Annotated in this window: 18 protein-coding genes; 3 read left to right on the top strand and 15 right to left on the bottom strand. The window is 64.7% G+C overall.

Annotated elements, in window-relative coordinates:
* Positions 1-32: 32 nt before the first annotated feature.
* The 13 genes from ACSYDV_RS15100 to merT all read right to left on the bottom strand — a co-directional run bounded on the left by ACSYDV_RS15100 (position 33) and on the right by merT (position 12,680).
* Positions 33-1,754, bottom strand: coding sequence for an asparagine synthase-related protein (locus tag ACSYDV_RS15100; RefSeq protein WP_438324630.1), 1,722 nt, complete (start codon positions 1,752-1,754; stop codon positions 33-35).
* Positions 1,751-2,374 carry a lasso peptide biosynthesis B2 protein gene (locus ACSYDV_RS15095; RefSeq protein ID WP_438324629.1) on the bottom strand — a complete coding sequence of 208 codons (624 nt, stop codon included), beginning with the start codon at positions 2,372-2,374 and terminating at the stop codon, positions 1,751-1,753. Before ACSYDV_RS15095 ends, ACSYDV_RS15100 begins: the two co-directional genes overlap by 4 nt.
* An 84-nt stretch (positions 2,375-2,458) precedes the next feature.
* Positions 2,459-2,596, bottom strand: coding sequence for a hypothetical protein (locus ACSYDV_RS15090; protein WP_179499288.1), 138 nt, complete (start codon positions 2,594-2,596; stop codon positions 2,459-2,461).
* Positions 2,597-2,677: 81 nt separating this feature from the next.
* Complete coding sequence (locus ACSYDV_RS15085; RefSeq protein ID WP_438324628.1) at positions 2,678-3,316, bottom strand: GntR family transcriptional regulator; 639 nt, start codon at positions 3,314-3,316, stop codon at positions 2,678-2,680.
* Positions 3,313-4,224, bottom strand: a complete 912-nt coding sequence (locus tag ACSYDV_RS15080) for a phytanoyl-CoA dioxygenase family protein (RefSeq protein WP_438324627.1) — start codon at positions 4,222-4,224, stop codon at positions 3,313-3,315. The genes ACSYDV_RS15085 and ACSYDV_RS15080 overlap by 4 nt, the downstream gene beginning before the upstream one ends.
* A gap of 12 nt (positions 4,225-4,236) precedes the next feature.
* A complete protein-coding gene (locus ACSYDV_RS15075; RefSeq protein ID WP_438324626.1) occupies positions 4,237-4,854 on the bottom strand; it encodes an acyl-homoserine-lactone synthase in 618 nt (205 codons plus the stop codon).
* 90 nt (positions 4,855-4,944) lie between these two features.
* Positions 4,945-5,688: a helix-turn-helix transcriptional regulator gene (locus ACSYDV_RS15070; protein WP_438324625.1), complete on the bottom strand. Its 744-nt coding sequence runs from the start codon at positions 5,686-5,688 to the stop codon at positions 4,945-4,947.
* Between the two features lie 244 nt (positions 5,689-5,932).
* Complete coding sequence (locus tag ACSYDV_RS15065) at positions 5,933-6,865, bottom strand: DUF2493 domain-containing protein (RefSeq protein ID WP_438324624.1); 933 nt, start codon at positions 6,863-6,865, stop codon at positions 5,933-5,935.
* Positions 6,866-7,184: 319 nt separating this feature from the next.
* On the bottom strand, positions 7,185-8,219 hold the full coding sequence (locus ACSYDV_RS15060; protein ID WP_438324623.1) for a DUF7146 domain-containing protein: 1,035 nt from the start codon (positions 8,217-8,219) through the stop codon (positions 7,185-7,187).
* Between the two features lie 189 nt (positions 8,220-8,408).
* On the bottom strand, positions 8,409-10,523 hold the full coding sequence (locus tag ACSYDV_RS15055) for a ParB/RepB/Spo0J family partition protein (RefSeq protein ID WP_438324622.1): 2,115 nt from the start codon (positions 10,521-10,523) through the stop codon (positions 8,409-8,411).
* Positions 10,524-10,644: 121 nt separating this feature from the next.
* A complete protein-coding gene (locus ACSYDV_RS15050) occupies positions 10,645-11,838 on the bottom strand; it encodes a DUF932 domain-containing protein (RefSeq protein ID WP_438324621.1) in 1,194 nt (397 codons plus the stop codon).
* A 213-nt stretch (positions 11,839-12,051) separates the two neighbouring features.
* A complete protein-coding gene (locus ACSYDV_RS15045) occupies positions 12,052-12,429 on the bottom strand; it encodes a hypothetical protein (RefSeq protein WP_438324620.1) in 378 nt (125 codons plus the stop codon).
* Positions 12,429-12,680 (bottom strand): mercuric ion transporter MerT, encoded by a 252-nt coding sequence (gene merT, locus ACSYDV_RS15040; protein WP_438324619.1) that lies wholly within the window; start codon positions 12,678-12,680, stop codon positions 12,429-12,431. Before merT ends, ACSYDV_RS15045 begins: the two co-directional genes overlap by 1 nt.
* Before the next feature lie 91 nt (positions 12,681-12,771).
* On the opposite strand from merT, the gene ACSYDV_RS15035 reads away from it, so the two are divergent.
* Positions 12,772-13,182 carry a MerR family transcriptional regulator gene (locus ACSYDV_RS15035; RefSeq protein ID WP_438324618.1) on the top strand — a complete coding sequence of 137 codons (411 nt, stop codon included), beginning with the start codon at positions 12,772-12,774 and terminating at the stop codon, positions 13,180-13,182.
* 7 nt (positions 13,183-13,189) lie between these two features.
* On the opposite strand, the gene ACSYDV_RS15030 is transcribed toward ACSYDV_RS15035, so the two are convergent.
* Positions 13,190-13,549: an ArsR/SmtB family transcription factor gene (locus ACSYDV_RS15030; protein WP_438324617.1), complete on the bottom strand. Its 360-nt coding sequence runs from the start codon at positions 13,547-13,549 to the stop codon at positions 13,190-13,192.
* A 126-nt stretch (positions 13,550-13,675) separates the two neighbouring features.
* Between ACSYDV_RS15030 and ACSYDV_RS15025 the strand changes: the two genes are divergently transcribed.
* Entirely contained in the window at positions 13,676-15,655 is a 1,980-nt protein-coding gene (locus tag ACSYDV_RS15025; protein ID WP_438324815.1) for an FTR1 family protein, read from the top strand.
* Positions 15,652-16,620, top strand: a complete 969-nt coding sequence (locus ACSYDV_RS15020; RefSeq protein WP_438324616.1) for an arsenic resistance protein — start codon at positions 15,652-15,654, stop codon at positions 16,618-16,620. Before ACSYDV_RS15025 ends, ACSYDV_RS15020 begins: the two co-directional genes overlap by 4 nt.
* Positions 16,621-16,846: 226 nt before the next feature.
* On the opposite strand, the gene ACSYDV_RS15015 is transcribed toward ACSYDV_RS15020, so the two are convergent.
* Complete coding sequence (locus ACSYDV_RS15015) at positions 16,847-17,779, bottom strand: AraC family transcriptional regulator (RefSeq protein WP_438324615.1); 933 nt, start codon at positions 17,777-17,779, stop codon at positions 16,847-16,849.
* Positions 17,780-17,799: the final 20 nt, after the last annotated feature.

The following is a 17,799-nucleotide window of genomic DNA, read 5'->3' as shown; positions in this document are numbered from 1 at the left end:
GCCGATCGCCGTCCTCATGGTGACGTGGACGATCACCCCGCGAACCTTCCTTCGCCAGCAACCGATCTGGCCCACACCTCGATGTCCGCAAATTGTAGGATGCGTAGCATATCCGTCGTGTCGGCCCGCTCGCGTCCAGACAATTTTGCTCCGATCGCATCGACATCGAGCAGCCCTGCGCCCGCCAGCCAGCCATCGAGCAGATGACCGGCCAATCGGCTCCGGTTCTGCTCGAAGGCGGGCAGGAACATCGACAGGATCCGGCCCTTGCTTCGTCTGTTCAAAACAATCTCGGGCAGTTCGGCTCGAAACGCCTCGCGCGCGAGGGACCGATTGACGCCCCCCTCGCCCCACTGCCAGCTCGGCACGCCAAGGCCATATTCGATAAGCGGCTGCGCGAGCAGCGGGGCGATCTTCGGCAGATGCTGCGATCGGCGATATCCGTCGAGGAATGGCTGGATCGGCAATATTCCGAGGCCATAGCGCCGGATGCCCGGCGGAAAACGCTTGGCATCGTCGAACCAGGGATGGCCGGGCCTCGTCGAAGCGTGGCGCCGCGACAGTAAATGCTCATCGACCGGCCAAAGCCGGATTCCGCGAATATATCCGCGTAGTCCGTGGCGAAGTGCACTCCAGATATTGTCATCCATGATGCGCGCCTGGTCGCGCGCAGCGCCATAGGCGGCCCGCAGGCCCCGATAATGAAAGGCATCGAGCGCCGGCGCGATCGAGGTCTGGTAGCCGAAGGCTCCATCGCCTGCCGTCCCGGAGAATATGGCCTCGGCGCCGAATTCGCGCGCCGAGGCGAGAAGAGCGAGATCGGTCGGAGCGATGAGCCCAAAGCCGCCCGGCCGCACGCGCGGCGCAGCGGCCGCAGGGATCGGATCCGCCGGCTCTGGCGATAGCATCAGCTCGGCTAGCGGCGCCCCTATCCGATCGGTTACAGCTCGGGCGTAAGGCCGCTCGTCGCCATCAGGTTCAGCGGTGACCATCGTGATCGCCCGCCAGGGGTCCGCGCGATCGGCTAAGCAGGCAGCGACGATGCTGCTGTCGATCCCGCCGGAGAGTTCGAGCTGGACGCGTGCAAAGCGACCGCTCCATGCCCGAACGCAATTCCGGACGATGCCGGCGAGTTCGGCGGAATCGGCGCGGACCGGGGGCTCGGTCGCATAGTCCCAGGGAAGCCAGCTCTGAGGCCGGCGACCCGGATGATCGAGCCTCGATATTTCTCCGGGCAGGATTTCGATCACGCCTTCGATGCCGGCGCGCGGTGCGCGAAGCAGCGGGTAACGCAGATAGGCGTCGATCGCTCCGGCATCGGGGCGGTCAAGCGCAAAACCGAGAGCGCGGGCCAAGCCAAGGTTCGTAAAGGCGCAATGCGCTGTGCCGGGAGCGACAGCGCTCACCTTGCTTGCGCAGAAAATGGCCGGCCCCGTGAGCGGGGCGCGAAGGATAAACACCTGCTGTTCGGCATTGACCCACGCCAGGACATAGTTGCCCCACAGGTTCCGGATCGCCCATCCGCCTTCGCTTTCGACGATCTTCCGGGCCGCTTCGGCGTCAAGAACGGAGCATGGTGCAAATGTCTCGCGGCGAAACGCATAGCCGACGAGTATCGCGCGGCCCGAGTTCGACAGGATCGTGGTCTGCTTGCCGAAGACCCGTGCTGGCCCGATCCGCGCAAGTTCCACGATGCCGCCGGGAAGAGGCGGCGTCGGACCATCGAACTGAAGGAAGGCGACGGCGAGGGTCACAGACGGAACACCGGCGTATATTCGCCGACCGTGTTGAGCGTGTCGGACAGAAGCATGTCGCCGCGCTGCACCCAGGCATGCGCAAGGAAGGGCGCGAGCCGGACCCCGAAATAGACATCGGCATCGATTCCGCGGCGCCAAAGAATGCAAGCCAGTGTAAGGCTGTCGGGTACGCACAAAGTCTTGGCCGGCAGGAGGAGTCGAGCGTCGGCGAAGCCCTGCGCGATTTGCATCGCAGCGAGCTCGACATCTTGCGGAGGCTTCCGGCTCCGATAGCGCAGGCGCAGCCGCTGCCACCTCGCCAGCGTCCTTCGCAGCCTGAGAAAGCGCAAGCTGAGACTCGCTTGCGCACGAATAAGGGCGATTTCAGGCAAAGCGATCCGGCGGCTAGTTGCTTCCATCTCGATCGCGGATCGAGTGAGTGGCTCGGCGACGACCGGCGCGATTGCAGGCCCCGCGCCCGTGCCGACCAAGCAGCGTCGCACCAATGCGTTGATGCCCGCCCCGTTGATCGGTCCCCCGGCCGCGTTACCGGCTGTGCGCAGAGCCGAGGCCTCCACCGCGGCAATCAGGAAATAGCGATCATTGCGGAGATCGAGCGCAACGGCGCGATCGTCCACAAACCCGAAGCTGACATGAGGCAGGAGATGATAGTCCATCGGCAAAAGAGGGCGCGGCGCTGGCGCGGCGCGCCCTCCGGTCCGTCATTCGGCGGAGATGCCGCCGCCCAGTCCGAACTGGACGCCATCGGCTTCCGGCCGACGGGGGATCTGGCCGAGCGTTTCGACGCTCGCGACGCCCAGTTCTTCGATGCCGTCTTCGACGATGTCATTGCGGTCCATGGGACCCTCCTTGGTTGATGCCGCGAAATTGCGGCTCCTTCGAAGCTAGGGAGGCCCCGCCGTATAGGAATTTAATACGACTCATATTCTCCGAATATTATCCAGTGGCTCGGACCGCCGCCGGATCTCGGCCGCGACGCGGCCGGCATAGGAGGCGCGGCGACGATGGAAGCGCGTGATTTTGCTGCGCAATGCGCTCCACCGACCGAAGCGGTAATCGTCCGCCATCGCCGTGAGCGCGTCGCCCACAGACCCGTCGACCCGAGCCTCCAACGTGCGGATTGTCATGCTTCGCTCCACACAATTGATGATGGAAGCACGAAGTTCGCCATTGATGCTGCCGATTGCGATGGTCCGGAACAGGGAGTCGACGCCGTCAGGGTAGGCCTGGTGATTCGCGAGCGAGATCAGACCGCCCGCCAAATCGGGCCTCGGCGTCCTCCCTTTCAGCGCCAGGGAAAGGAGAGCCCCGGTCCACCAATAAAGCTCGACCAAATCCGCCTCATTGAGGAGAGGTTGCCGAAACCCCTCCTGATGCCAGCTCTCGATAATCCGCTCCCCCGACAGCCGATACAGGGCATCGCGAACGGGCGTCGCGCTGGCCGCCAGCGACTTTGCGAGTTGCGCGGCCTCGAGGCGCGTACCGGGCGGGTAGGTGCCCGAGAGGATACGCGCCTTGAGGTCGAGATAGACCCGCTCCATCGTGGTGCCCGGGCTCATGCCGCGAGCGTCCCGTCTCCGCCCGCCGATCGTTGGTCGCCGATATAGTCGGCAAGAAGCGCCTGCTGGTCAGGCCGGAGCGCGTCCACGGCGGCGATCGGGTCGGGGGGATAACCGCGGAACAGGATCGAAGGACACTGACCCTCGAAGTTGCCGAGGTTGGGGCGATGCTGGACATAGCCGGTCAAGGCCGCGAGCTCGGGCGGAAAATCCTTCGCGACCTCAGGCGGATAGGCGAGCCACTGATTCTCATAAGGTTTCAGCCAGCCGAGGCAGTAGCTGATGATGATTCCGCGCCGCACCGACGGGCTATAATTGCCGCCGGCGCCGTGGAGAGTCGAACCCAGGAAGACGATAGCATCGCCCGGCACTGTCTCGGCAATGATGGGCTCTTCCGCCGGCTCCTCGACGAGCGCTTCGAGCCCATGGCTTTTCGGCCAAATGATCGTGGCCCCATTCTCCGCAGTGAAGGGCGTCAGCGGCCACATAACATTCACGAGATATTCGACCTCGCCAAGCGTGCCCTGCCACATATCCTGATCGCGGTGCGGGAACTGGGGAAGGGCTCCTGGATGCAGCTCGATCGCCTGGGCGAGATTGAGCTGGATGCGCTCGCACCAGTCGCCGAGCGCCGCCTCGGCAAGAGCGAGGATTGCCGGGTTCATGACCAGCGCGCCGACGTGCGGCGAGCGGATGAGCAGGCGGCCGAAGCGCTTGGTGCGCTCGCCGTAGAAGCCGCCCTCGCAAAAGGGCGTCGCGGCGTAACGCGGTTCGAGGTCATGATCGATCGCCGCGATCAGTTCGGCGGGCGCCGCTGCGCGGACGATTGCATAACCGTCTTCCTTGAGCGCGTGCATCGTAGCGGAGGATGGCTGATGGCTATCTGCCATAGCGATATTGGTGATCATGGCTCGCTCCTTTCACGCTGCATCGGCCGCGAACGCTGTCGCAGCATGGCCTGAAACAATCCCCGCCGCTTTGAGCCTTGCGGGGGTATCGGCGTCGATCTCGATCCGCAGCGAGGTCAGCGCGCGGCCGTCGTAAATGCCGGGTTCGCCGAGCGCCTTGCAGTCCCAGCCGAAGGTCCGGATCTGAGCGAACCAGTCGAGCTCGGCGACGCCGGTGTAGGAGCGGATGCCGTTGGCGAGCGCATAGTCGACGAGCCCGACAAGAAGCGTGTCGCGCGCGGTGCGGCGCTGGCGCGCACCGATCCCCGGCGACAGACAAAAGCGGGTAATCTCGTAGATGTCAGGAGCGGACGGTGGCATGCCGTCGACGAGGCCGGGGAAGAGACCATCGAGAAGCGCCGGGCGCGTGGTGGGGAGGAGGCGCGCCGAAGCGAGATGCCCACCGTCCTGATCGCCGACGATCAGATAGGTCGCATGGGGGTCGTCGAAATGATCGATCTCGAACCGGTCGGCGAGCACCGGCAGGTCCCATTTCAGAAGATCGATGAAGACGCGCTTGCGCGCCTCGAACATCGCGCGAAGCAATTGATGCTCGTGCGCGCGGTTGGAATGGTCGATTACGGAAAGCATGGATGTGTCTCCTTTGAAAAGAGACCGTCCAATTGAACCGCTTTCGGGATCCGCACCATAGCATGATCGGGGGGTGTCGGACAAAAAAGCTCAGCGCTCGGTGATATCCTCGTAGCTGAGGTCGCCAGCATAAAGTGCTCGCACTGTCAGCGTGATACCGCCATTCGCGTCGTAACGCTGCCGCGCGTTGCGAAGGTGCTCGCGAACCGTGTCCGGACTGAGATCGAGGATACGTCCGACCTTCGGCGCGCTGTTGCCCTTGGCCGACAAGATCAGGCATTCGCGCTGGCGGTCGGTCAGTCGCGGCCCGACCTGCGCGAGTTCGGGATTGGCGAGCAGGCGGGCGGCCTCGAAGGCGGGGCCGCCGATCATGCGGGCGAAGAGCAGCGCCCGGTCGTTCGCGGATATGCCCGGCCTCCAGGCGAAAGATACCGAACCATGGGCCTCGCCCGGGATATGTGCCGGGATGGTGAGGCCGTCCCCTATGCCGTGGCGCTGCGCCTCGCTGAGGATCAGATCGTCCCCGGGCCGTTCGCCGGCGAGCGGCTTCATGTTGCGCCAGAGGAAGCCTTCCAGGCTGCGATGGCTCGCGCGGTGCACAGGGTCGGTCAGGCCAAGGCGGCGGCCATCGAACCAGCGCGCCCAATCCTCGGGATAATTATGGACCCGCACGCCGCGGTCGGGCGCGGCAAGGAAATCCACATGGTGACTCAGCGCGAACCAGGAACAGCCCATGCGCGCACAGGCTTCCGCCAGCAGATCGGCCAGACCCGCCGCATCCTTCACCCGCGTGATGTCGAGCGCGAAAGCATGCGCAGCATCCATCGTCGGCATTGCGACCCTTGGCAGCCGACGGCAGTCGTCGCCAAGTCGGCCGACCGTCGCTGCTCCTCGTCATGGCCTGCGAGCTATGCCCTCTCAATGGGCCGTCCCGCCGGCGACGGGTGATCGCCGCTGGTCATAGCGATCTACAAGGATCCAAATTTGCGGATGTTACGAATATATTTCAAACATATTCGGGAGATAGAACCAGATTGAGGCCATTTTTTGCCGACAACCTCAGGAAGCGGCGGGCACCTCATCGTCTGCGCCCGCGGAAATCCCAGACAGGCAGGCCCATTTTCGCGGCCTTGTCGGCGAGATTGTCCTGGATGCCGGTGCCGGGGAAGATAATGACCCCGACCGGCAGCGCTTCGAGCATCCGGTCGTTGCGCTTGAAAGGCGCGGACTTGCCGTGGCGGTTCCAGTCGGGACGAAAGGCCACCTGGGTCACGCTGCGGGTTTCAGCCCAGCAGGCGGCGATGCGCTCGGCCCCCGTCGGCGTCGCGCCATGGAGCAGAATCATGTCGGGATGGCGGTCGCGCGTGCGATCGAGCGCGTCCCAGATCGCCCGGTGATCATCGACGTCGGCGCCGCCGGTGAACAATATGCGCGTACCCTCGGGAAGAAGTGCGGCCGCTTTCTGGCGCAGCCGCGCGTCGAGGAAGTCGCGGCTATCGATCATCGCCGCGGTCATCGACCGGTGATGCGCGCGCGATCCGGTGCGCGGTGACCAGGCCTTGCGGCAATGGACCCGGAATTGTTCGGCGGCGCTTTCGCGGAAGAATTCCATGGCGTCGCGGCGTTCGATCAGGCTGATGCCCTGTTGCACAAGACGTTCAAGCTCGACCGACCGGATCTCGCTCCCGTCCTGTTCGCGCTGCGCCCGGCGCTGCGCCTGTTCATTGTCGTCGAGGCTGCGTTCGACCCGTTCTCCTGCGCGGTGGAACAGGTTGACGACATTCCAGAGGAGGTCTTCGAGGTCGGGTTCGATCCGCGTGTCGTCGAGACAGCTGGCAAGAGCATCGAAGATGTCAGCGACAGCGCCTGCCGCGATGCGGGCGTCGGGCAGCGGGCGCGGGTCGGGTTCGTCTTCGAAGGGGCGATGTCCGAAGAGCTGCATCTCCTGAAGGAGAAGATGGGTGGCGCCGGCTTCGGCAGGATCTTCGGCGGGTTCAGTGAGGCTCGACATGATCGTCTCCAGTCGGTTTGTGCCGCGCTCGCGCGGCCTTCGCGGCGACCCCTCGCGGCGCGCCGTACCGAACTGCACCGCGGCCTTGGCCGCGGCCGAAGCCGAAGGCGGAGGATAGCGGGCGAAGGCTATTTTGTTTCGCGATGCAAAGGGGCGCCGCGCGCCCCGGCGGAAAATAGTCGCCCGCCCGCCATTGCGGGCCCGGTGCGGTTCGCCGCAGTCGCCCTCCTGCGAAGGCCGGAGCGCGGCCACCCGGTGGTACTTGCATCAGCGCCAGTCCCCTCCCTCGCCCGCCTTCCTTCCGGCCGATGCAGAGCCGTCAGAGCAGGAGTGATAGATCCGCAGACCGTAGCTGGGATCGAAGCGAGCCGACCATCCTCTGCCGACCGAGCGTCATGAGATCGGCGTTGAAGTCGCCCAGATCCGCCTCGAGCCCGATGACCTCGATGCCGACCGGATGACCACGTTCGCAAAGCGTTGCGAAGGCGGCTGCACCCGCCGGATCGTCGTCGCGCGCGACATACAGGCGTTTCAGGTTGGCGGGAAAAGCGAGCGCTCCCAGATGCGCGGCCGATAGGGCGGCGATCATCGGCAAGGCCGGCGTGATCTGCCGCAAAGACAGGATGGTTTCGATGCCTTCGCCCGCCGCCATGATTGGAGCCGCCGCGCCGAACCGGACGCCATGGCCGAGCAGCTGGCCCATGGCGCGCCGCGGATAAGCGACCGGTGCCTTGTCGCAAGCGGCCGCGTCGAGCCAGGTGCGATGGACCCCGGTGACATTCCCCAAAATGTCGGTGACCGCCGCGATCAGGGCGGGCCATGACCGGCGGACATTGAGGGCGTCGTCCTCGGACGGGTGATAGAAGCAACGAGGATGGAAGCGGAGCCAGTCGGCATCGCGAAGGTCGCCGATTGCGCGGGCAGCGAGATAGGCGCGGGCGAGGGTGCCGGTGAGCGGCTTCGATCCCGCCCATAGCCTGCGGGCCGCTTCGGGGGTTCCACGCGGCGCTTTGCGCGGAGCGGGGTTTCGCTCGCCGGGCATGACCGCAGGCAGGCTCAGAAAGCGGCGCGCCTCGTCGAGCGTTTCGCGAAAGGATGTGTGGCCGCAGCTCGCGGCGATGATGTCGAGGAGATCGCCATGATCGCCGCTGGCGGCATCGGTCCACTTGCCAGCCGGCCGAAGGCCGTCGGCAGTGCCAGCGAGGCGAACATAGAGGCTGCGGCCCGGCGAATTCCGGACGTCGCCGACCATCCAATAATGGCCTTCGCGGCGTCCATGGGAGAGATATCGGCGGCAGACCGCCTCGGCATCGTCGGCAAGGCGGCGCGCAACTTCTGCTGCAGGACTCGACATGAGGGGGCTCCTTCCAAGACAGGCAGCGCGCGTTCCCGCCCGGTCGAGCGGTTCAGGAAGGCACGCGTCGGTCTGGCAGCCCCTGCCGGACACTCCCGATGTTCGCGCGGAGCGTCCTGATTTCAAGGGCCAGCGAAAAAATGGGGAGTCCGGCTCGGCGCCGAACTCCCCACATGGTGGCTGGTGACGCTATTCGGCGGCGATCGCGGCGATGTCGTCGTCGCCCAGCTCGTCATGGCCCGCTTCGATTGCAGGGCCATCGTCATTGGCCGCAGCCAGGTCGCCCTCGCCGTCGGGCTCATCGATGACCGGCGTCCGCAAGGGATGCGCGAGCCAATCGGTCCCCTTGAGCAGTTCCTCGGCCGCACTCGCCATCTCGGGTTTCTTGAGCCCAGCGAGACGCCCCGCCGCTTCGGCCCCGCACGCCTCTCCGACGGCATCGAGAATGGCCGGCTTCGTCACCCGGCCGAGGTAATTGGCCGTGGTGGCAACCCAGCCCGCCCGGACCATGTCGAGGCCCGACGCCCGCGCGAGGATGTGCGAATGCTCGATCCGGCTCGCCACCGCGCGGGCCGACACCCGTCCTTCATTATAGCGGGTGGCCGGCTCCCACACCGCATTGACGCCGAAGGAGACGCAATGCGCGAACAGTGCCGCCTGGTCGTCGGCGTCGAGACCGGCAAGCATGTCCCACAGATCGCCGGTCGCATCGGGAAGGCGCGCCGACCAGCCCTCGTGCCGCTCGCGAATGGCCCGCGCGGACGCTGTGTCATTGAGCGCCGCGTCATAGCCGACCATCGAATGATTGCGCACCGCGATGCCGACGCAGCTGGCCGAGGAGGCGTAAGTGTAGAAGCATTCGAGGACGATCGCGTGGAGCATCGCCGCGAACGCCACCAGCGGGCTTGAGGCCAGCGCGTCGCGCAGCGCGAGGGTGCGGTGCGCGGTGAGGTCGGTCACGAGTTTGTCGGGAAGCGGGCGGACAAGATCGTCCGGATCTTCTTCCTCGCCGGTACCGGTTTCCTCCGCCGTCTCGCCGGCCCCATCTTCCTGCATTTCGCCGCTGATCGCATCTCCGGCAGCACCCGCGCCGTCCGTGGCTTCCTCGTCGGCGGGCGCTTGCGGCTCGTCCTCGGGACGAACGAAGCCGCGTTCGATATGCAGCGACCCGTCGACATCGATGCTGACGAAGGTACCGGCAATCGCCATTTCCTCCGGATCATAGATCAGCGGCTTCGAGACGAGCGGCGCGATCTCCTCGTCGATCGCTTCGATCCGGGCACTGATCTCATCGGGGATGTCCCCGGCGCCCGCCCATTCGTCTTCGAGCCGGTCGGCTTCCTCGCGCAGTGCTTCGATCCGTGCCTCATCCTCGGCGCTCGTCGCGGCCGCCACGCCAGCGAGAGGGCGGTGACCGAAGGTGTGGCCATAAGGAAAGTCGACCGCGGTATCGACCCACTTCCAGCCTTCCGCCGCGATGCGGGCCACCTCGGCTTCGAGCTTCTCGGCCTGCAGCCGATCGAGCAGCGCGACGTCCTCGAGCCAGCCGCCGTCATCGCTTTCGAAGAGATCGCGAAGAATATGACCGCCGGCGTCACGATAGGCGTCGAGCGTGACGAACAGGACGCGCTTGTCCGACGCCCGCACCTTGTCCTCGGTCAGGCGCGCGCGGATATACCAGGGCTGCTGTGTGTGGCTCGAGGCGAGCATGTCCCAGACCTGTTCCTGCCGTGCGTGATCGCTCGAGACCGAAAAGGCCATCAATTGTTCGAGCGTCATGCCATCCTCGGCGTAGATGTCGTGCAGCCTGGGCGAAACCTCGGCGAGCTTGAGGCGCTGTTTCACGACCGCCGGCGTGACCATGAAAGTGGCCGCGATCGTTTCGACGTCGCTGCCCTGTTCGACGAGCTTCTGCATCGACCGGAACTGGTCGAGCGGATGCAGCGGCTCGCGGTGGACATTCTCGGCGAGCGAATCCTCTTCGGCCGACACGGCATCATCTTCGCGGACGATGCAGGGGACGGGTTCGCTCTTCGCCAGACGCCGCTGCTTCACGAGCATCTGGAGCGCGCGGAAGCGGCGGCCGCCCGCCGGGACTTCGAAGCGCCCGGTTTCCTGGCCCTCCTCGTCACGCTGCGCGCGAACGGTCAGGCTCTGGAGGAGGCCGCGCCGGGCGATGTCCGCCGCGAGACTGTCGATCGACACCCCGGCTTTGACGCGCCGCACATTGGCCTGGCTCAGCACGAGCGCGCTGAAGGGGATTTCCCTCGCGCCGCTGAGGGTGATTTTTGCCTGTTTCGTCATGATGCTTCTCCTTGACAGGCCGCCGCGAGACTCTCTCCCGGCTCCCAGCCCGTCATGGCTCCGGCGCAGCCCTCTCCCTCTGCAGGGAAAGGACCGCGCCGGCGGCGAACGCGAGGGGAGATCAGTGCACCGAGGCCAGAAGCCTGGCGCCCTTGGCTTCCAGCTCGAGCCGTCCGTCCTGATGCGGCCGCTCGCGGGCCAGTGCGGTGATCCCCTGCACGAAGTCGAAGATCGATGCGGGCGGGTGCCCTTCTTCCTGCAAAACACTGCGAATGATCCGCTCGCTGTCGCCCTTCGAGAAGCCACGTCTGCGCAGGAAGGTCTGCCGGTCGTCGTCATCGCGCGCGACGATCGCCGCGCGAGCGGCCTTGATCCCCTTCATGAAGGAGCCCGGCGACGACGATGCGAAGCGTTCGAGCGCGGGCGCCGCTTCCTGCGCGAAGCGACCGGCCGCGAACTTGCTGTGGCGGATGCTGATTTCTTCGAAGCCCTTGGCGCCCCAGATGTTGCGGTTCATGCAGACGGCGCGAAGATAGAAGGTCGCCATGCCGAGGGCTTTCGAGCCGACCTCGCTGTTCCAGCAGTAGAAGCCGCGAAAGAAGAGATCGGGATCACCATTGGGCAGGCGGCCGGCTTCGATCGGGTTTGCGTCGTCGACCAAGAAGAGGAAGATGTCGCGGTCGCTGGCGTAGAGCGTCGTCGTATCCTTCGTAACCTCGACGAAGGGATTGTGGACCATCGTCGACCAGTCGAGGAGGCCAGGCACCTTCCACCGCGTGTCGCCGGTGCCATTGCCCGCAATCTTCATGACCGCAGCGACAAGCTCATGATCCCAGATCCGGCCATAGTCGGAACCCGTCACGGCGCGCAGCTCGGTGCGCCCGTCTCCGGTCTCGAGCGTCTTCACCAGTTCCCCGCGATGGGCGAGCAGCCCGTGCTGCATGTTGATTCCCGCAAGCGCGGCGGGAAGCTGACGCAGATAGCCGGAGGGCGCCCCGACAAGGCTGCAGATTTGCCCGAACGACCAGTGCGTGGGCGCGACCGGCGCCTCGCGATCGGGCAGGAGCAAGCTCAGCCGCTCGGGTTCATCGGCCGCGGCGACGACGCGAATGGCGCGGGTCTCGACGGTGCGCGCGGTCGCGGTCTCGGTCCGCGCGCGGACCGCATCATAGAGCTCGGAAAGGGAAAGATAGCGCTCGTCGTCGGGTCGCGAAAACCATTCGGACGAGACGCGGCCGATGCGCTGGCCGCGTGAAATGTCGACCTTGTAGCCCGGGGACGAATCGCGGGCGAGAGTGGTGGGTAGAAGGGTCATGGCAAGTCTCCGCGACGGGTCCGGGAGACTCTCTCCCGGTTTCAACCCGCCACCTTGCCACTCCCTCCTCTCCCTCTGCGGCCACCAAGGGTGGTCGCGCTGCTCTTGACGATCGTCGCGATGTTCAGCCTCAAGGGCGGCGAGATCGTCACCATTCCGGGCGATGTCGTCCGGATCGCTATTCCGCTCACCAACTGGTCCGCCAGGTTCAAATCAGCGCAGCAGGCCGATCAGCGGCGCTTCGATCAGCGGCTCCCACAATAGCGCGATCACCGTCAGCAAGGTCGAATTGCCGAGCAGGATGAGGGTCAACGGGGCGGCTTTTCGCCCGGTTGTGCTCGACTGCCGCCAAATCATGAACCACGCTGCCGCGACGATAATCACCGAGAGCGCCCGTAACCATGGCGCGGCGCCTTCAAGCCAACTGAGCGTTGCTCCCGCGCCCGCGAGCGCTGCCGCAGGCAAGGCCAGGGGAAGCACGCAACATGCAGCGCAGCTCAGCACCGCCGCCGTAGAGGTCATTGTCGCGGCGACGCCAGCGCCCGTTTCGGCCGCGCCGCCATGCTCCGGCGTTTCCATGCGCGTCGCCATCAATAGGATCCTTCCGGCTTGCAGCCGCACGACCCGTCGATGTTGCAGGCCGTCATCAACGCCCGCCGGCGGCGACGCTGCACGAGATAGGCAGCGGCGGTCGCCGCAAGCAAGAGACCGCCGATCAGCATGGCCGTGCCGTTACCGCTCGCAACGCCGAGTGCACCCAAAGCGCCCGCACCGAACAGGAGCGGGAAGGCGCAGCACGCCGCGCAGGCGACACCCAATCCCAGGGCCATTTTCCATTTCATCACATTTTCCTTCCCAGATATCCGGCTCAGGATTATGCCTATGCGGCCTCAAGTAACTTGAGGTGCAAGCGCTAAATGAATGGCCTCTTCGATGACGATTGAAATGATGATCGGCGATGCGGCGAAGGCGGCAGGCTGTTCGGTTCCGACAATCCGCTACTATGAAAGTGTGGGCTTGCTTGCCGAAGCCGCCCGTACCGCCGGGGGGCATCGCTCCTACCGGCGACAGGATGTCGAACGCCTCACCCTAATTCGTCGCTGCCGCGACTTCGGCATGTCGATCAATCAGGTCAAGGCGCTGATCGCGATCCGGGAGAGCCCGTCGTCGTGCGACAATGCGCTTGAAGCGGTGACCCATCACCGCGCGCAGCTGAACGCCAGGATCGCCGAACTCAAAGCCCTCGACCGTGCGCTCGCCCTGATCGTCGCGCGCTGCGAGACCGACTGTGCGGGCGGCGCGTCATCCTGCTGCACGATCTACGACGACCTCACGGAACATTAGGTCCAGTCTAGTCGATCGGACCGGTCGGACGTCCTGTGCATTTGGAAAACAGCTCGATGGCCTTGTCGCAAACAGCGCAATGTCCTTCGCAGCAATCACGCATCAGGAAGGCGACGAGGTCAGAGAGCGCCGGAAAGATAGCACTATAGATGATCGATCGACCCTCGCGTCGGCTCACAATCAGCCCGGACCGCTCTAGCTGTCCGAGATGAAAGGATAGTCGCGAGGCTGGCGCGCCGCCCAAGGCTTCTCCGATAGCTCCAGCCGAACGGCCGTCAGCGCCTGCGACGACCAGCATCCGCACGATCCTGAGCCGTGTCTGATTTGAGATGGCGGCGAACGCAACCAGAGCTTGATCTTCTTGCATAATGATTCAATAGTTCAACATAATTTGAAATATCGCCGTTTTCGGGAAACGGCCTAACAGGGCGAGCGTATGACCCATAACCGGATCGCCACGCAGGGGCCAGCGATTGGCGCTTCGTGGCAGAGCATGACAAAATTCGCGAACCAATCGCTATTGCGCCGCAGTCGCGAAACTTTTCGGGTCATTCTTGGTCCGATTTCGCCGCTTCTGGTTCTGGCAGCTCTCATCGTGGCCGCTCCCGCGTCCGCCCAAACCGTCCCAGCCCAGACGATTTGGCGCCTTCTCGACTATATTGCGGTCGACTATCGCGAGGCGGTCGCGAATGGGACCATCATCAACCAGACCGAATATGGCGAGATGCAGGAATTTTCGGCGACGGCAAACAGGCTGATACGCGAACTGCCCGCCTCATCGGCAAAGGCCGGGCTCGCAAAGCGAGCGGGTGACCTTGAACGGATCATTGCCGCAAAGGCGCCTGCGCCTGCCATCGCGGCGGCGGCGCGCGGACTCGCTGCGGATCTCATCAAAGCTTACCCGGTCCCGCTTGCGCCGACCGCGGCCCCTGACCTGAAGCGCGGTGAGGCTCTCTACCTCCAGCAATGCTCCAGTTGCCACGGTGTAACGGGGAATGGCGATGGCCCTCAGGCGGTTGGCCTTGATCCGCCACCTATCGCCTTTACCGACCGGACAAGGGCACGCGAACGCAGCATCTTCGCGCTTTATCAGGTGATCGAACAGGGTCTCGACGGCACGAGCATGATGAGCTTCGCCGACTTGCCGCCGCAAGACCGATGGGCGCTCGCATTCTACGCCGGTTCGCTCGCCTTCCCTGAGGAGGAGGCGGCGCGCGGGAAAGCGCTGTGGGCCAGGGAATCGACGTTTCGCGAGCGCGTAAATCTGGAGAAGCTGGTCGGCGTAACGCCCGCCGCTCTTGGCGCCGAAGTCGGCACGGACAAGGCGGATGCGCTGTCGGCTTATCTCCGCCGACATCCTGAAGCTACGGCGGCGGCGGCGGCGGCCGGCACGCTGACATTCGCGCGGACGCGGCTCGACGAGGCGTTGACAGCCTATGCCCGCGGCGACGCCAAGCAGGCGACCGATCTCGCTCTGTCGGCCTATCTGGACGGATTTGAGCCCGTGGAGGCGGTTTTGTCCGTGCGGGACAATGGGCTGATGATCCGCATCGAAGGTGCAATGGCGGACCTTCGTGGCGGCATCGCCAGAAAGGAGGCAACGGATGTCGTGAGCGCACGCGTCGCAGCGCTCGACGGACTATTTGCCGAGGCGGAAGCCGTGCTCGCACCCGGTCAGGATTCGGCGACGTCGAGTTTTGTGGCTGCCTTCACGATCCTCCTGCGCGAAGGACTGGAAGCGATTTTGATCGTGATCGCGATGATCACCTTCCTCGGCAAAGCGAACCGGCGCGACGTGCTGCCATATGTGCATGGCGGTTGGATAGCGGCGCTCGTCGCTGGAGCCGCAACCTGGGCCGCAGCTACCTGGCTCATCACGATCGGCGGCGCGAGCCGCGAACTCACCGAAGGCTTTGGCGGCGTGTTTGCGGCACTTGTCCTCCTGTGGGTCGGCATATGGATGCATAACAAGAGCCAAGCCGATGCATGGCAGCGTTATATCCGCGACAAACTGGGAGCAGCGCTCAACCGCCGTTCAGCCTGGTTCCTGTTCGCGCTCGCGTTTGTCGTCGTCTATCGCGAAGTGTTTGAGACGATCCTCTTCTACGCTGCGATTTGGGGGCAGGGGAACGGCAATGCGGTGATCGCCGGCGCTGCGTCGGCAGCGGCGGCCCTCACCCTGATTGCGGTTGCCATGATGCGCTACAGCCGCACGCTCCCGATCGGCAAATTCTTCGCATATAGTTCGGCGTTGATCGCAGTTCTCGCGGTCGTGTTGATCGGCAAAGGCAGCGCAGCCCTCCAGGAAGCAGGATATCTTCCGGTTACGCCATGGCCGGGTTTCCCGCGAAGCGAGTTTCTGGGGATTTACCCGACGCTGCAGACCATCATCGCACAAATTGCAATGATGGTCCTGCTCCTGCTCGGCTTCTGGTGGAACGCGCGTGCCGCATCACGAGGCGTCGCGGCATGACGCAAGACGAGATACGCAATCTCCTCGAAATGCGGCAGATCGCGATTTATTTCGGAGCTGTCGTGATCGGGGGGATCGCAGGCATCGGTATCCCAGGTGCCCACATGCTCGAACCCGCGATCAACCCGGCGCTCGCGTTCATGCTGTTCGTGACATTTCTGCAAGTGCCGATCGCGGCGCTCGGGCAAGCTCTTCGCGATCTTCGCTTCCTCGCGGCGCTGCTCGGCGTCAATTTCATCGTCGTGCCGTTGCTGGTCGCGGGATTGATACAATTTGCGCCCGCCGATCCGCTCATCCGGCTCGGCGTCCTCATCGTTCTTCTGTGCCCCTGCATCGATTATGTCGTGACCTTCGCGCATCTCGGCCGCGCCGACGCACGGCTCCTCCTCGCCTCGACGCCGGCTCTTTTGATCGTCCAGATGCTGTTGCTGCCCTTCTACCTTGCCGCGTTCCTCGGCGATGAAGCTGCCGGGCTCGTCCAGGCCGGGCCGTTCGTCCACGCATTTCTGTGGCTGATCGCGCTGCCGCTGGTCCTGGCGATGCTATGTCAGCTGTGGGCCGGGCGGAGCCCGGCGGGCGAGCGCATGACCGCGACGCTCGCCCTCCTTCCCGTTCCGGCGACCGCGCTGGTGCTCTTCATCGTGATTGCCGCCGTCGTGCCGCAACTGGGTGCAGCGATCCCCGCCGCGCTTAGCGTCCTGCCGCTCTATATCGCCTTCGCCGTGATCGCGCCGATCGCGGGTTGGCTGGTAGCGCGCGGCGCGGGGCTCGGCGCGCCCGGCGGGCGGGCGGTGGCGTTTAGCGCGGCCACACGCAATTCCCTGGTTGTGCTGCCACTCGCTTTGGCCGTTCCCGGCGCGATACCGGTGTTGCCCGCCATTGTCGTGACCCAGACGCTTGTCGAACTCGTGTTCGAGCTTGTGTACGTCCGCACGATTGCGCGGTGGGGACACCGAGCAAAGTGACGTCAGCGAGACAATAGCGGACGGCGCCGGGACACGCGCTCCTGGGCCCGAGCCGCAGCGAGTCGCCGACCAGATGCGCGCACCGCGCCGTCACGGCTTGGATAAGATGGAAGCGCGCGCCTTGCGAGCCAAGGCCGTGCAATATGCGTTTCGGGCGTTGGGGTCTCGCCGGTTTGGTCACGCGGGATTGCAATGGCGGGAGCTTTGGGGGTGCAGGACAGCGTCTTCATTGCCTTGGGCCAGCGCCACGATCCTTGCCGAAAGCCAGCGGCGCTGTCGGATCGATGCCACCGAGGCCGGACTTCGCTCTTTCGGCATCCCGACGGGGCGGCGCGCCGAAAAGACGCTTATATTCGCGGCTAAACTGCGACGCGCTTTCGTAACCCACCGCGAACGCAACCTCGGCTGCCCCTGCCTGGTTTGCGATCATGCGACGGCGGGCCTCGTGGAGCCGGATATATTTCTGATACTGAAGCGGGCTCACGGCAGCCACGGCTTTGAAGCGATCGTAGAAGACCGACACGCTCATACCCGCCAAGCCAGCGACCGTCTTGAAGTTGAGGCGTTCGGTATAATGATCGCGGATCCAGGCCATGGCCCTTCTGATATGCATCAGCCGCGATCCAGACCCTGCAATCTGCCGGAGCAGGCCGCCATGTGGTCCCATCAGCAGCCGGAACATGAGCTCATGTTCCAAGGGCCGAGCGACCAATGGGATCTCGGCGGGACGATCGAGCAACTCCAATAGCCTCCGCCAAGCACCGAGAAGCGACGTGCTTGCGATACTTATTCCGTATCCCGACTCAATCGGTAACTCCGGTATCGCCGCCATTTCGAGGACGAGGTCCGACAGCAGGGCCGGGTCGATATACAGGCCGATCGCGAGAAATGGCTCATCCTGTGATGCCTCGCAGATCTGGCCCAACGCGGCGATCTCGGCCGCTGCGATCATGCTCTGGCCAGGGCCAAATTCGAACATCCGGTCACCGATAAACATGCGTTGCGTGCCCTGGATCACCAACGATACGGCCGGATCGTAAATCAACGGGTCCACCTCGGTGGTATGGTCGAGGGTGTAGGTGAACAGTCTTGGCAATTGGGGGTTCGGTTGCCCGGCATGCCGCATCGCCATCTCGCGGATTTCATCAAGTTCACCCATCGAGCCAGCTAATCTCTATT

This window comes from Sphingopyxis selenitireducens (assembly GCF_051550705.1).
GTDB lineage: Bacteria > Pseudomonadota > Alphaproteobacteria > Sphingomonadales > Sphingomonadaceae > Sphingopyxis.
The sequence above is the reverse complement of the archived record's forward strand: the minus strand, read 5'-3'. Positions and strand labels throughout refer to the sequence as shown.

Excerpts from the sequence above, each read along its gene's own strand:
- ACSYDV_RS15090 (WP_179499288.1), bottom strand. The coding sequence starts at position 2,596 with ATGGACCGCAATGACATCGTCGAAGACGGCATCGAAGAACTGGGCGTC.
- ACSYDV_RS15070 (WP_438324625.1), bottom strand. The coding sequence starts at position 5,688 with ATGCCGACGATGGATGCTGCGCATGCTTTCGCGCTCGACATCACGCGG.
- ACSYDV_RS15030 (WP_438324617.1), bottom strand. The coding sequence starts at position 13,549 with ATGCAAGAAGATCAAGCTCTGGTTGCGTTCGCCGCCATCTCAAATCAG.
- ACSYDV_RS15065 (WP_438324624.1), bottom strand. The coding sequence starts at position 6,865 with ATGTCGAGCCTCACTGAACCCGCCGAAGATCCTGCCGAAGCCGGCGCC.
- ACSYDV_RS15085 (WP_438324628.1), bottom strand. The coding sequence starts at position 3,316 with ATGAGCCCGGGCACCACGATGGAGCGGGTCTATCTCGACCTCAAGGCG.
- ACSYDV_RS15025 (WP_438324815.1), top strand. The coding sequence starts at position 13,676 with ATGACAAAATTCGCGAACCAATCGCTATTGCGCCGCAGTCGCGAAACT.
- ACSYDV_RS15035 (WP_438324618.1), top strand. The coding sequence starts at position 12,772 with ATGACGATTGAAATGATGATCGGCGATGCGGCGAAGGCGGCAGGCTGT.
- ACSYDV_RS15050 (WP_438324621.1), bottom strand. The coding sequence starts at position 11,838 with ATGACCCTTCTACCCACCACTCTCGCCCGCGATTCGTCCCCGGGCTAC.
- merT (WP_438324619.1), bottom strand. The coding sequence starts at position 12,680 with ATGAAATGGAAAATGGCCCTGGGATTGGGTGTCGCCTGCGCGGCGTGC.
- ACSYDV_RS15015 (WP_438324615.1), bottom strand. The coding sequence starts at position 17,779 with ATGGGTGAACTTGATGAAATCCGCGAGATGGCGATGCGGCATGCCGGG.
- ACSYDV_RS15080 (WP_438324627.1), bottom strand. The coding sequence starts at position 4,224 with ATGATCACCAATATCGCTATGGCAGATAGCCATCAGCCATCCTCCGCT.
- ACSYDV_RS15060 (WP_438324623.1), bottom strand. The coding sequence starts at position 8,219 with ATGTCGAGTCCTGCAGCAGAAGTTGCGCGCCGCCTTGCCGACGATGCC.
- ACSYDV_RS15055 (WP_438324622.1), bottom strand. The coding sequence starts at position 10,523 with ATGACGAAACAGGCAAAAATCACCCTCAGCGGCGCGAGGGAAATCCCC.
- ACSYDV_RS15045 (WP_438324620.1), bottom strand. The coding sequence starts at position 12,429 with ATGGCGACGCGCATGGAAACGCCGGAGCATGGCGGCGCGGCCGAAACG.
- ACSYDV_RS15075 (WP_438324626.1), bottom strand. The coding sequence starts at position 4,854 with ATGCTTTCCGTAATCGACCATTCCAACCGCGCGCACGAGCATCAATTG.
- ACSYDV_RS15020 (WP_438324616.1), top strand. The coding sequence starts at position 15,652 with ATGACGCAAGACGAGATACGCAATCTCCTCGAAATGCGGCAGATCGCG.